The sequence below is a fragment of the Candidatus Tachikawaea gelatinosa genome (assembly GCF_000828815.1).
Lineage (GTDB): Bacteria > Pseudomonadota > Gammaproteobacteria > Enterobacterales > Enterobacteriaceae > Tachikawaea > Tachikawaea gelatinosa.
The window spans coordinates 62,188-75,994 of the sequence record NZ_AP014521.1 but is presented as its reverse complement, the minus strand read 5'-3'; the positions used below and the strand labels follow the sequence as shown (position 1 = coordinate 75,994).

The window sequence follows — 13,807 nt, the reverse complement described above, 5'->3', positions numbered from 1 at the left end:
TTTATATCACACATATTTTTTTTAAAAAAGAAAATAATAATTGGGGTAAAATTCCAAATAAAATGTTTAGAAAACTTAATGTTATAATTATTAAACCAGTAGGAGTTAAACACCAGTTTTTTGAAATTTCATAAATATTATCAAAAGATCTTTCTTTAAGAAATAAACTTATGACCACTCTTAAATAGTAATATAATCCAATTGCGCTACCCAAAAGAATTGCAAATACTAAAAACCAAGAACTCGTTTGCATACTTAAAACAATAATATAAAATTTACCAAGAAAACCAAAAGTGCTAGGTATCCCTGCTAGGGATAACATAGAAACAGTAAATGTAATAGCCAAAACTGGATTTTTCCAAAAAAGACCACGATAACAATATAAAGAATCTGCATGCGATATTTCTTTTTTATGAAAAGAGGCCATTAAATTAATTATACCAAAAACACAAATAATACTAAGTAAATATCCAATAATATACACAATAATTGTTTCTTTAATAAAATTAAAATTAATAGTTTCTAATCCAACTACAGAAATTATCAAGTATCCAAAATGAGCAATAGATGAATATCCTATTAACCTTTTAAGATTCATTTGGTTTATTGCCATAAGATTGCCAAAAATAATTGAAAAAGCAGCCATTATGCTAATAATTAAATAAATGCTTTTTTCTTCTATCGGTATAAAAACACATAATAGTTGTAAAAAAAAACTGAAAATAGAAATTTTACTAATTGTAGCTAAAAAATTTGTAACGGGAATAGGAGATCCTTCATAAATATCTGGAGTCCAAAGATGAAACGGAAATATAGACATTTTAAAAAAAATCCCTGTGATTAACATTCCAAAACCGATTAATAATAGCGGATAATTTATTATCCTATTATTATAAAAAGCTTCATAAAGTTGAAAAAAATTTAATTTTCCTGTGTTTAAGTAAATTAAACCTATTCCAAATAAAACAAAAGCAGATGTTACTCCAGATAATATAGTATATTTAATAGCTGATTCTATAGTTTTTTTTTGATGAAAAGAATATCCAATTAATCCTAAAAGAGGCAAGGATAATAGTTCTAAACTAACAAAAACTGATGCAAAATGAACAGAAATAACTAATGTTAGTGATCCTAGTGTAGCAATAAGAGTTAATAAATAAAATTCAGCAGTATTATATTGAAAAAATTTTAACCATAGATGTGCAAAAAAACAAGTTATAATACTTGTTAACAAAATTAATATACAAAAAAATATTGAATAATTATTTATTTCAAACATTGAAGCAATATTAATAGTTTGATTGTTTTTTATTAAATAAAAACATGAAAAAAGAGCAAAAAATAAACCTATTATTACAAAAATTACGTTTAAAAAATTATTTCTTTTAAAGATAATAGATAACATAACAAGTATAGTAGTACTAGCTACTATAATGAATGGAAATAACGCAATTAATTGTTGCATAGTAATTTTCATAAAAAATAAAAACCTTTAATTTTTTAAATCATGATCCATTTATAAAGATCATTAATTGATTCATATGAAACGTTTAAAAGTAATTGTGGATAAATACCTATTATCACAGATGTAAGAGTGAGCGTTATAATAATAAAATATTCACGTAACTCAGTTTGTTTAAAATGAGTGACACTTTTAGATAAAATCGCCGGTAATAAACCAAAATATATACGTTGCATCATATGAAGAGAGTATACTGATGCAAAAACTAAACCAAATATGCTAATAACTACTACCCAAGGTATAATTTTAAAACTACCAATTAAAATCATAAATTCACCAACAAAATTACCAGTTCCTGGTATTCCAATATTGGCCATAGAAAAAAATAATGATAAACTTGGAATCCATTTTATGGAAGACCACAACCCTCCCATTTCATGGATATTGCGTGTTTTTGTACGTTCATACAGTTGACCGCATAAAATAAACAAAGCAGCACTAGAAATGCCATGAGCAAACATCTGTACTATAACTCCGTGAAGAGCAAGTTGATTAAAGCTATAAATACCAATTAATGTAAAACCCATATGAGAAATAGAAGTATAAGCAATTAAACGCTTAACATCATTTTGTGAAAAAGCTAAAAAAGCACCATAAAAAATCCCTAATAAACCTAAGAACAAAGCAATAGGAGTAAAATCTATAGAAGCATGAGGAAATAAACATAAATTAAATCTTAACAAACCATATGCTGCTGTTTTTAATAAGATTCCAGCTAAATCTACAGAACCTGCAGTAGGAGCTTGGCTATGCGCATCTGGCAACCAACCATGTAAGGGAATTATTGGCATTTTTATAGCAAAAGCAACAAAAAAACCGATCATTAATAAATATTCTACATAATAAGGCATTTTTGTATGTAAAAGATCTTCATAATTAAAAGTTAAAATTCCTGTTGTATAATAATGTATCGCTACTAAACCTAAAATAGCTACTAACATTACTAATCCTGACAATTGTGTATAAATAAAAAACTTAGTAGCTGCAGAAATACGTGTTTTTCCGTTAGAAGCTTTATGACCCCACAGAGCAATTAAAAAATACATCGGAACTAACATAATTTCCCAGAAAAAAAAGAACAAAAAAAGATCAACAGCAATAAAAACTCCTATTACTCCAACAAGTATCCACATTAAATTTAAGTAGAATAATCCTTGATATTTCTGTATTTCATTCCAAGAACATAAAACAGCCATGAATCCTAATAAACTTGTCAAAACCAACATAGTTAGTGACAAACCATCTAATGCAAAATGAAAATTAATATGAAATCTTTGGATCCAAGGATAAAGAAACTCTATTTTCCAAAATGGAAATTTAGAATAAAAATTAATGTTATTTTTACATGTTGACCAAATATAAAGAACACTAATTAAAAATGTTCCTGTAGTAATTAATGCTATCCATCTAGGTATTTTTATATTCAATTTTTCAGTTAAACAACAAAGCAAACCACCGATAAAAGGAATAACGATTAAAAAAGGTAGTAACACAGCAAATATTCTCTCATAACAAAATTAGAAATTATTTTTTATAAAACTATTTTTGATTGCTTTAAAAAAAGAATTAAAAAAATAGTAAAACTCGCACCTAATCCTATTGATGCTATATACCAGCGTAACATTCCATTTATACTTTTTAACAAAACATTACTAGTTTTTTTAAAACAAATAGTAAGAAAATCAAAAAAAACAATAAATGGATCATTTCTTAAAAAATTAGAAAATCTTAAATAAGATTGAACAAATATTTTATTATATAAATAATCGAATCCAAAACCATTATATAAATAAGAATTCAGCATTAAAAAAAAACGTTTTTCTTTAATTTTTTTTAAAAAATCTTTTTTTATTAACCAAAAAAAAATAGCAATTAAAAAACCTGATAAGCTACATACACTTGATAAAAATTGTATTAAAAATTTTTGTTCTACATTGTTTTTTTCTATTATAGAAAAAAATTTTGAAAAAGAAGGAATGACAAAAGTTCCTAAATATGTAGATAAAATTGTTAAAATCACTAAAGGAAGATTATGATTTATTGTATTATTTACAACATCAGAATAAATATTTTTTTTATTAAGTTTTCCATGAAAGACAACAAAAATTGTCCTAAATATATATAAAGAACTCAAAATTGTTCCTATCAACCCAGCAATCATTAATTTTAGATGACCATGAGTAAATACTCCTAGTAATATTTCATCTTTACTGTAAAAACTAGCAGTAATTAGTGGCAATCCTGATAAAGAAAATCCTCCTATTAAAAAACAAAAATAAACTAATGGTATCTTATTTTTTAAACCTCCCATTTTAAAAATATTTTGTTCATGATTACATGTATTTACTATTGAACCTGCAGATAAAAATAAAAGTGCTTTAAAAAAAGCATGAGTCAATAAATGATACATAGCTGCATCCCATGCTTCAACACCTAAAGCTAAAAACATGTAACCAATTTGACTAATCGTAGAATATGCAAGAATACGTTTAATATTAGTTTGAAACAATGCAGATATACCACCTAATAATAAAGTGATAACGCCAACTATTTGAATAATAAGTAATGTTGTAGGGGTTATTAAAAATACAAAATATGTACGAGTAATTAAATAAACTCCTGCAGTTACCATAGTTGCTGCATGGATAAGAGCAGATACCGGAGTAGGACCAGCCATTGCATCTGGTAACCAATTTTGCATAGGAAATTGTGCAGATTTACCAATTGAACCTATTAATAACATTAAAGTAGCAACAGTTAATATAGAACTTCCAACTAAAAATTGTAATGGAACTAACGATTTTATTTCTTGAAAATTTAAAGTAGCAAATTCACGATAAAAAATAAATAAACCAATAGCTAAAAAAATATCTCCTATTCTTGTTATAATAAATGCTTTCATTGCTGCATAACAATTATTTAAGTTTTGATAATAAAATCCAATTAATAAGTATGAACATACTCCTACCAATTCCCAACCAAGATACATTAACATTAAATTATCTGCTAATATTAATATTAGCATACTAGCCATGAATAGATTAGTATACGCAAAAAATCTTGAATATCCTTCCTTATTATACATATACCATGATGCAAATATATGTATTAACAATCCTACACCTGTTATCATAGATAACATTGTTAATGATATGGAATCAATCATAAAACTTATTTTTATATTAAAATTATCTAATTTTATCCAATCCCAAAGAAATTGATTAAATACTATTGTATTTTTTCTAGAAAAATCAAAAGCGACATAAACTGCAACTAAAGCAGATAAAGCAATGGATCCAACTCCAATAAGTGTACAAATCTTTTTAGACCATGATCCTAAAGAAAACGCTAATAAACAAAATCCAATTAATGGAATTAATATAGTCAAATAAAGATAGTTCATCGATGCATCTCACATATATCATCTATGTTTAAAGTTTTAAAGCGACGATGCATTTGAATTAAAAAAGCTAAACCAATGCTAGCTTCTGCTGCTGCAAAACTAATAGTAAGTAAATACATAATTTGTCCATCTACTTGTTTCCAAAAATTTCCTGAAAGTATAAAAAATAAAGCAGCAGCATTTATCATTATCTCTATTCCTACTAATATAAAAAATAAATTTTTTCTTAATATTAATGATGTTAGTCCGATTAAAAAAAGTAAAGTAGATATAATTATACAGTGTTGTATTGGAATCATTTATTTATCTCCTTTATTGTTTTTTTACTGCTATTATTTCTTTCATCTTTCAGAAAATAATTTTCTCGTCCAACATGAAAAGTAACAATTAAACTAGATAATAATAAAAATGAGATCAATTCTACCATTAATAGATAATGGCTAAACAAATTTATTCCTATTTCTTGAGATTTTATTAAGTTTTTATCTAATACATAATTTTTAATACTTGCTAATTGATACGTAATTAATAAAAACAATAGCAAAGATATTCCTATAGAATATATAAAAATTTGAGGTTTTAAAAAACTTTTTTCTTGTTTTTCTAATAAAGGTCCTAAGTTTAACAACATAATAACAAAAATAAATAACACCATAATTGCACCAGCATAAATAATAATTTCCATAGATCCTGCAAAATTATTACCTAAAGAAAAAAAAATTCCTGATATTGAAAATAAAGAAATAATAAAATACAATAGCATATAAATTGGATTTACACTGATTACTGTTAATATTGTACTTAATACTGCTATTATTGCAAAAAAATAAAAGAAAAATGTCATTTTATATATCTCTATGGTAACAAAGTTTTTAAATCAATTGGTTTTTCTTCATTGTTAGCTTCTCCTTTATCTTTGTTTTTTATTTTTTTTCCAGTAAAACGATAAAAATTATACTCTGGATATTTTCCAGGACCAGAAATTATTAAATCTTCTTTTTCATATACTAAATCTTGACGTCGAAATTCAGATAATTCAAAATCTGGAATCAATTGAATAGCCATAGTAGGACAAGCTTCTTCGCACATACCACAAAAAATACAACGAGAAAAATTTATACGAAAATATTTTGCATACCAACGTCCATCTTTTTTCTCTGATTTTTTAAGTGAAATACAAGAAACCGGACAAGAAACTGCACACAATCCACAAGCAACACAACGTTCTAAACCATCAGGATCTCTTGTTAAAACTACACGACCTCTATAACGAGGAGATAAATAAACTGGTTCTTTTGGATATCTTTTTGTTTCACGTTTACTAAAAATATTCATAAAAATTATGAAAATGCTACGAATTTGTGTAAAAATTCCAAATACGGTCTTTTTTAATAAACCCATAATAGTTCGTCCTTCTTATATTTTGTACAACACTACTGCAGCAGTAAAAATTAAATTTAATAACGTTAATGGCAAACATATTTGCCACCCAAACAACATTACTTGATCATAACGTGGTCTTGGCAGAGAAGCTCTAATAAGAATAAAAATTACAATAAAGAAGATAGTTTTTAAAAAAAACCACAAAAATGGTGGAAAGAAAGGACCTTGCCATCCACCAAAAAATAAGGTTGCAATTATACTAGAAATGGCAATCATTGCTGTATATTCACCAATAAAAAATAAACCAAATTTCATACCAGAATATTCAATATGATAACCATCAGCTAATTCTTGCTCACTTTCAGGTTGATCTAATGGATGACGATGACAAATTCCTAAACTAGCAATAATAAAAACAATAAATCCAAAAAACTGAGGGATAATATTCCAAATAAATTTTTGATGCTCTACAATATCGTTTATATTAAAAGAACCTGTTTGTGCAACGATGCCCATTAATGATAAACCTAAAAAAACTTCATAACTTAAAACTTGTGCTGAAGCACGTATTGCTCCAAGCAGAGAATATTTATTATTGCTAGCCCAACCTGCAAGCATAATCGGATAAACAGATAATCCTGCAATCATAAGAAAAAATAACAAACCGTTATCTAAATTAATAATATAATAATTAGGAGCAACAGGTACAATAACAAATATTAAAAATGGAAGCAAAAAAGAAAAAATAGGAGCAATTAAAAAAATTATTTTATTAGAAAAAGAAGGAATCCAATCTTCTTTAAATAACATTTTTATCATATCAGCAAATAATTGTAAGGATCCTTGCCAACCTACCTGATCTGGTCCATATCTATTTTGAAACAATCCAAGCATACGACGTTCAAAAACACTCATAAAAGCACTAGAAATAAGAAGAACTAAAAAGACAGAAACAATTTTAATTATTTCTGATAAAAAAGGATAAATATAAGCGCAAAAATAACCTATTTTACTCATCTTATCTCCTTGAGTTGTTTTATATTAGCTCCTAATAAAAATATTGGAACACCTGACATACCTATTGGTAAACCAACTTGTCCTGGATTCAGGATTTTTGAAAAACTTATTGGAAAAATCCATTTTTCTTCATCATATAAAAAAGCAAAATTACCACCTTTATCCAAACCTAGATTATATACATCCATTGGATTCATTGTTATTTGTGCAGTAGGTATTCTTTTTTGAAAATCTTTTGATAATTGTGATAATTCTTCGCTACCAAATAGTTGATAGTAAGGTACTACAATCCAGCTGTTTTCATTTTTAATAAAAGTAGAAGGAATATGATCAAACCATTTTAATGAATTATTTTTTATAAAACGAAATAATAAATGTCCTGGGTTACCAGCTAATAATTGTCTTCCTACTTCTTTTTGAAATTTATTTAAAGCTTGAACAGAATTCCATCCTGGGCTCCAAACAAAAGGAATCTCTGAATTTAAATGATTAGGTTGACTATTTCCTTCCATTGAAAACGTAAATATAGTATCCTTATCTTGAGGTTGTCGTGTTTCATGTACATTATTTTTTGCATTAATTGCAGTTCTTCCGCTAGAACGATTTGTTAACCGTGCTATTTTTTGACCATGAATTCTGAATGTAGATTTTGGAGAAGCTTTTTTAATACCTTTCAAATTAACAACAGATTTTTCTATACATTTAATAATATCATCTAAATTTTTCCATTGAACAGATTTATTATTAATTTTCATGCTTATATAATTAATCCACCGCCAACTTTCAAATAAAATTGTATCATTATTATTGTAGTAATTATGGTCATAAGTTTTAAAAAATCGTTGAGCTCTTCCTTCATAATTTATTAAAGTACCATCACTTTCTACAAAACTAGTTGATGATAATAACAATTTTGCTTTTTTTGTTGTTTTAGTTAATTGATGATCAAGAACAATAATTTTATTATTTTTTTTAAAAATTAAATCTCTTTTATTTTTAGAAAGAGAACGACATATATCGTTTTCGAGAATGATAATAACGTTGTTATGTTCTTCTTTTAATTGATTATGAATTTTTTCAAGAGGGTTACCTTCTATTAATCCTACACCAATACTATTAACTTCTGGTACTAATAAAACGATACCTACATCTTTTTTATTTTTTTTTAGTGATTTTGCAATATTTGCACTACATTCTATAAGAGACAAATTTCCAGAGTTACTACCTGATATAATTAAAGGTTTTTTTGATTCATTTAAAATTTTAGCAATTTCTTTAGTTTTTTTTTCGATATCTACACTTAAATTATCCACTTTTGGTGCATCATTATTAATAAAATGAGCAATAGAAAAACCAAAACGTGCTTGATCATTAATAGGAGCATAATAATTAAACATTGAAATATCGTCTAATGAAGTTTTATCAACACTTGTAATAAAAAGTGGATATTTTTTATTTTTTGCATAATTTAAAATTGCTTCTGATTGCCATTTCTCAATACCTTTTAATGCAGATAAATTATACATTTTTTCTTTTACTGCTTGACGAATTGATAAGGCAATACGAGCAGCGATTTGAGTTATATCTTCACCCAAAATTAATATTGCATCATAACTTTCAATTTCATGCACAGAAGGAATATAAAAACCTCCTTCACGCAATATTTTTATTATTAAATTTAATTTTTGTTGTTCAAGAAAAGATATTCCTGTATAAAAATTTTTTTTTCCAACAAAATTTTGTAAAGCAAAATTGCTTTCTATGCTAGCTCTTGGCGATCCTATACCAATTATATTTTTTGAACTTTTAATGATGTCTACTGCAAGCATTATAGATTCGTTAGTATTAATTCTTATAAAGTCATCATTATTTTTTACATATGGATAACGAGGTCTATCTTTTCGATTCACATAACCATATCCAAAACGTCCTCTGTCACAAATAAAGTAATAATTTATCGCTTCATTATAACGATTATCAATACGAATAATTTTTCCATTACTTTCTCCTACACTAATATTACATCCAACGCAACATTGTTGACAAATACTTGGAGAAAATTGTATATCCCATTTTCTTGTATAATTTTTAGATTGAAGTTTATCAGTAAAAACTCCAGTTGGACAAACGTCTATCAAATTACCTGAAAACTCATTATTTAACGTTCCATTTGAAAAACGACCAAAATATATATTATTATGCACTCCATATACACCAAAATCTTTTCCGTCTGCATAATTTTGATAAAATCTTACACAACGGTAACAAGTAATACAGCGATTCATTTCATGAGAAATAAAAGGACCAAGATTTTGATTATAAAAAGTACGTTTTTTAAAACGATAACGACGATAATTATGTCCAGTCATTACAGTCATATCTTGTAAATGACAACTTCCCCCTTCCTCACAAACAGGACAATCATGAGGATGATTTATCATCATTAATTCTATTATATTTTTTCTAAATTTTTTTATTTCTGCATTTTCTATAGAAATATGCATGTTATCAACAGCAGATGTCATGCAAGACATCGCAATTTTTCCAATTTTATCTTCTTTGTTTTGATAAACTTTTATTGCGCATAAACGACAAGCACCCAAGCTTCCTAAAGCTGGATGCCAACAAAAATAAGGAATATCTATTCCTAATGACAAACAAGTATTCAACAAATTATTCGTTTTTTTAATTGTATATTTCTTTCCATCTATATGAATAATGATCATATCAAATAATTTTTCCATAAGATTTGTAAGTAAAAAAATTAAATAGCATGTTTAACGACTTTTAAAATCAAATATTAATGCAACACTATATTTTTTATTTTATGTATATTGTTTATCGTCCTAATAAAATTGTTATTTTTCAATAAACTTTATAATTCCTTTTTCAAATTCTTCTGGGAAGAATTTTAATGCACTTTGTAAAGGTTCAATTGCCCCAGGTGCGTGAGCACAAAAAGATTTCCCAGGACCTAACTGATAACAAAGATTCTTCAAAATTTTAATATCTTTTGATAATCCTTTGCTCTTTTCAATACTACATAAAATTTGAACAATCCAAGGTAATCCATCACGACAAGGAGTACATAATCCACAAGATTCTCGTGCAAAAAATTCTTCTAAATTCCTTACTACCGAAACAATGCTAGTTTTATTATCAATAGCTATAGAAATTCCGGTACCTAAACGACTACCAGCACTAGCAATGCTATAAAAATCCATTTTTATATCAAGATGTTTTTCTAATAAAAAATCCGTTCCAGCTCCGCCTGGTTGCCAGGCTTTTAAGGAATGATTTTTACACATACCGTTAGCATAATTTTCTAAAATTTCTCTTGCAGTAATCCCAAAAGGTAATTCCCAAACACCCGGTTGATTAACTTTTCCACAAAATCCCATCATCTTTGTTCCAGTGTCGTTACTTTTCTTCGATAAGTTCAAATACCATTGAACTCCATTATTTAAAATAGCAGGAATGTTCGATAACGTTTCAACATTATTAACACATGTCGGTTTACCCCATAACCCCACTTCTGCAGGAAAGGGCGGTTTAGAGCGTGGGTTAGGACGCCGTCCTTCTAACGAATTAATTAAAGCAGTTTCTTCTCCGCAAATATAACGACCTGCACCAGTATGTATAAATATTTCAAAATCAAACGTGGTGTTTAAAATGTTTTGTCCTAAAAGTTTTTGTTCTTTTGCTTCTATTATTGCACGTCGAAGAGATTGTTCAGCTTTTATATATTCTCCTCGTAAAAATATATAACCAATGTTTGCTTGTATAGCAAATGCAGAAATCATCATTCCTTCTATTAGTTGATGAGGCATTTGTTCCATTAATAAACGATCTTTATAGGTTCCTGGTTCCATTTCATCTGCATTACATAAAAGATAAATTATATCTGTATTTTTTTTTTTTTTAGGAATTAAACTCCATTTTAATCCAGTATAGAACCCAGCTCCGCCTCGACCTCTTAACTTTGATTTAATAATTAACTTAATAATTTCTTCCGAACTGAAATTTTTTAGTGCTTTTTTAAATCCGGAATAACCTTCTTTTTTTGTATATTCATCAAACCACACTGGTTTTTTATCTTTTCTTAAACGCCAAGTTAAAGGATGAGTTTCTATATTTCGAATGATATTGTTGATCTTCATTAATATTTCTCTAATAAAAACTGTATTTGATTTGATTTTACGCAGTTATAAGTTTTATTATTGATCATTAAAGTTGGACTTTTATCACAATTCCCTAAACAACATACAGGTAATAGTGTAAAAATACCATCTTCCGTTGTTTCACCAGGTTGTATTTTTAAAATTTTTGTTATTTCTTTTACAATCGACTCATATCCGTTAATATAACAAACAACGCTATCGCAATATCGAATAATGTGTTTTCCTACTGGTTGACGAAAAATTTGACTGTAAAATGTTGCAATTCCTTCAATATCGCTTATTGAAATTTTTAATATTTTTGATATAGCGAAAATTGCTTGATCTGATATCCAACCACGTTTTTTTTGAACAATTTTTAGTGCTTCAATAACTACAGCACGTGCATGAGCATATTTTTTTTTTTCAGTTTCAATGGCATAAATTTCTTCATCACTTAATACAATTTTTGATTCATTGTTGTTAAAAACATATATAGGAATTTTTTTATTAGACATAATCAACGATCCACATCCGACATTACAAAATCAATACTACCTAAATAAACTACTAAGTCTGAAATTAAACTACCACAAATTACAGAAGGAATCTGTTGAAGATGTGCAAAACTAGGAGTACGAATTCTTGTACGGTAGCTCATCGTTCCTCCATCACTGATAATATAATAACTATTAATACCTTTAGTAGCTTCAATCATTTGGAATGATTCATTGGCAGGTATAACTGGACCCCAAGAAACGTTTAAAAAATGAGTAATTAAGGTTTCTATATCTTTTAAAGTTTTTTCTTTTTTTGGAGGAGTAGTTAAAGGATGATCAGCTTTAAAAGATCCTTCAGGCATTTTTTTTAAACATTGATCAAGAATTTTTAAAGATTCATAAATTTCTTCCATTTTTAGTATAACACGTGTATAAGCATCACTAATTCCGTTTCCAATTGGGATCTCAAAATCAAATTTTTCATATCCTGAATAAGGACGCCATTTTCTTACATCAAAATTTATACCAGTGGCACGTAGTCCTGATCCAGTAACGCCCCATTCTAGGGCTTCTTTAAAGTTATATGTAGCAATTCCTTTAGAACGTTTTATCAAAATACTATTTTTTAAAGCAACGTTATTATATTCTTTTAAACGTTTTGGCATCCATTTTAAAAATTCATCTAGTAATTTTTCCCATCCTTTTGGCAAATCGTGCGCTAAACCACCAATACGAAACCATGCAGGATGCATACGAAAACCTGTTATTGCCTCAATAATGTCATAAATTTTTTGACGATCGGTAAAAGCTAAAAAAACTGGTGTCATTGCTCCGACATCTTGAATAAAAGTAGAAATATAAAGTAAATGACTATTTATACGAAATAATTCTGAGAGCATTACACGAATAAATTGCACGCGATCTGACACTATAATTCCTGCTAATTTTTCTATCGCTAAAATATAAGGCATCTCATTTACACATCCACCTAAATATTCCACACGATCAGTATAAGGAATATAACTATGCCAAGATTGACGTTCTGCCATTTTTTCAGCTCCTCGATGATGGTATCCAATATCTGGAATACAATCAACAATTTCCTCTCCATCTAATTTTAAAATGATACGAAAAGCACCATGCGCTGAAGGATGGTTAGGACCAAAATTAAGAAACATAAATTTTTCATTATCTTTTTTATTTTTTGTTTCCCATTTTTTTTGAATCATAGTAAGGTTACTCATACTACTATCTTCTTTTTCTTTTGTTAAAGAAAAAGCATTAAATTCTGTTGCTCTAGCAGGGTAATCTTTGCGCAAAGGATGTCCTATCCAATCTATAGGCATCATTATACGTGTTAAGTTGGGATGATCATCAAATGTTATTCCAAACATTTCCCAAGTTTCTCTTTCATACCAGTTAGCATTAGGCCAAATTTTAGTAACAGTTGGTATATGTAAATTATTTGATAATAAAGCTACTTTTAGTACAATATCATGATTACGTTCAATAGATAATAAATGATAAAAAACTGTGAAATCCATAAAAGGAATATTATGACAATTAGAGCGTAAACGTTCATCTATTCCGTGTAAATCATACAACATAATATATGGTTTATCAGTTTTTTTTAAGAAACTTAGAACAGATAATAAATCTTTTCTACGAATCCATAAAACAAGTGATTCAATATAAGTTTCTTGAATAGTAAAAATACTATTACCAAACTTTTGAGTTAATTCCTTGATTATTTGTTTATTTTTAATATGTGTTATACTTGAAATATTTTTTTTCATTTTAGAAGAATTCTTAATAACGTTGCTGT

General features: G+C 27.3%; 11 protein-coding genes. All 11 read right to left on the bottom strand.

Annotated elements, in window-relative coordinates; all coding sequences use genetic code 11:
* Window position 1 precedes the first annotated feature (1 nt).
* Window positions 2-1,477, bottom strand: coding sequence for an NADH-quinone oxidoreductase subunit N (locus TGUWTKB_RS00335; RefSeq protein ID WP_041062362.1), 1,476 nt, complete (start codon window positions 1,475-1,477; stop codon window positions 2-4).
* A gap of 23 nt (window positions 1,478-1,500) precedes the next feature.
* On the bottom strand, window positions 1,501-3,015 hold the full coding sequence (gene nuoM, locus TGUWTKB_RS00330; protein ID WP_041062360.1) for an NADH-quinone oxidoreductase subunit M: 1,515 nt from the start codon (window positions 3,013-3,015) through the stop codon (window positions 1,501-1,503).
* A gap of 38 nt (window positions 3,016-3,053) precedes the next feature.
* Complete coding sequence (nuoL, locus tag TGUWTKB_RS00325; RefSeq protein ID WP_041062357.1) at window positions 3,054-4,925, bottom strand: NADH-quinone oxidoreductase subunit L; 1,872 nt, start codon at window positions 4,923-4,925, stop codon at window positions 3,054-3,056.
* On the bottom strand, window positions 4,922-5,224 hold the full coding sequence (gene nuoK / locus TGUWTKB_RS00320; protein WP_041062353.1) for an NADH-quinone oxidoreductase subunit NuoK: 303 nt from the start codon (window positions 5,222-5,224) through the stop codon (window positions 4,922-4,924). The genes nuoL and nuoK overlap by 4 nt, the downstream gene beginning before the upstream one ends.
* Window positions 5,221-5,769, bottom strand: coding sequence for an NADH-quinone oxidoreductase subunit J (gene nuoJ / locus TGUWTKB_RS00315; protein ID WP_041062349.1), 549 nt, complete (start codon window positions 5,767-5,769; stop codon window positions 5,221-5,223). The genes nuoK and nuoJ overlap by 4 nt, the downstream gene beginning before the upstream one ends.
* Window positions 5,770-5,780: 11 nt before the next feature.
* Window positions 5,781-6,326, bottom strand: a complete 546-nt coding sequence (gene nuoI, locus TGUWTKB_RS00310) for an NADH-quinone oxidoreductase subunit NuoI (RefSeq protein WP_041062346.1) — start codon at window positions 6,324-6,326, stop codon at window positions 5,781-5,783.
* A 15-nt stretch (window positions 6,327-6,341) separates the two neighbouring features.
* Window positions 6,342-7,316, bottom strand: a complete 975-nt coding sequence (gene nuoH, locus TGUWTKB_RS00305) for an NADH-quinone oxidoreductase subunit NuoH (RefSeq protein ID WP_408605740.1) — start codon at window positions 7,314-7,316, stop codon at window positions 6,342-6,344.
* Between the two features lie 5 nt (window positions 7,317-7,321).
* On the bottom strand, window positions 7,322-10,051 hold the full coding sequence (nuoG, locus tag TGUWTKB_RS00300) for an NADH-quinone oxidoreductase subunit NuoG (RefSeq protein WP_041063490.1): 2,730 nt from the start codon (window positions 10,049-10,051) through the stop codon (window positions 7,322-7,324).
* Between the two features lie 132 nt (window positions 10,052-10,183).
* Window positions 10,184-11,479, bottom strand: a complete 1,296-nt coding sequence (gene nuoF / locus TGUWTKB_RS00295) for an NADH-quinone oxidoreductase subunit NuoF (protein WP_102007740.1) — start codon at window positions 11,477-11,479, stop codon at window positions 10,184-10,186.
* A 5-nt stretch (window positions 11,480-11,484) separates the two neighbouring features.
* Window positions 11,485-12,000 (bottom strand): NADH-quinone oxidoreductase subunit NuoE, encoded by a 516-nt coding sequence (gene nuoE, locus TGUWTKB_RS00290; protein ID WP_041062343.1) that lies wholly within the window; start codon window positions 11,998-12,000, stop codon window positions 11,485-11,487.
* A 2-nt stretch (window positions 12,001-12,002) separates the two neighbouring features.
* Window positions 12,003-13,778 (bottom strand): NADH-quinone oxidoreductase subunit C/D, encoded by a 1,776-nt coding sequence (nuoC, locus tag TGUWTKB_RS00285; RefSeq protein ID WP_052459510.1) that lies wholly within the window; start codon window positions 13,776-13,778, stop codon window positions 12,003-12,005.
* Window positions 13,779-13,807: the final 29 nt, after the last annotated feature.

Excerpts from the sequence above, each read along its gene's own strand:
- TGUWTKB_RS00335 (WP_041062362.1), bottom strand. The coding sequence starts at position 1,477 with ATGAAAATTACTATGCAACAATTAATTGCGTTATTTCCATTCATTATA.
- nuoL (WP_041062357.1), bottom strand. The coding sequence starts at position 4,925 with ATGAACTATCTTTATTTGACTATATTAATTCCATTAATTGGATTTTGT.
- nuoK (WP_041062353.1), bottom strand. The coding sequence starts at position 5,224 with ATGATTCCAATACAACACTGTATAATTATATCTACTTTACTTTTTTTA.
- nuoJ (WP_041062349.1), bottom strand. The coding sequence starts at position 5,769 with ATGACATTTTTCTTTTATTTTTTTGCAATAATAGCAGTATTAAGTACA.
- nuoI (WP_041062346.1), bottom strand. The coding sequence starts at position 6,326 with ATGGGTTTATTAAAAAAGACCGTATTTGGAATTTTTACACAAATTCGT.
- nuoG (WP_041063490.1), bottom strand. The coding sequence starts at position 10,051 with ATGATCATTATTCATATAGATGGAAAGAAATATACAATTAAAAAAACG.
- nuoE (WP_041062343.1), bottom strand. The coding sequence starts at position 12,000 with ATGTCTAATAAAAAAATTCCTATATATGTTTTTAACAACAATGAATCA.
- nuoC (WP_052459510.1), bottom strand. The coding sequence starts at position 13,778 with ATGAAAAAAAATATTTCAAGTATAACACATATTAAAAATAAACAAATA.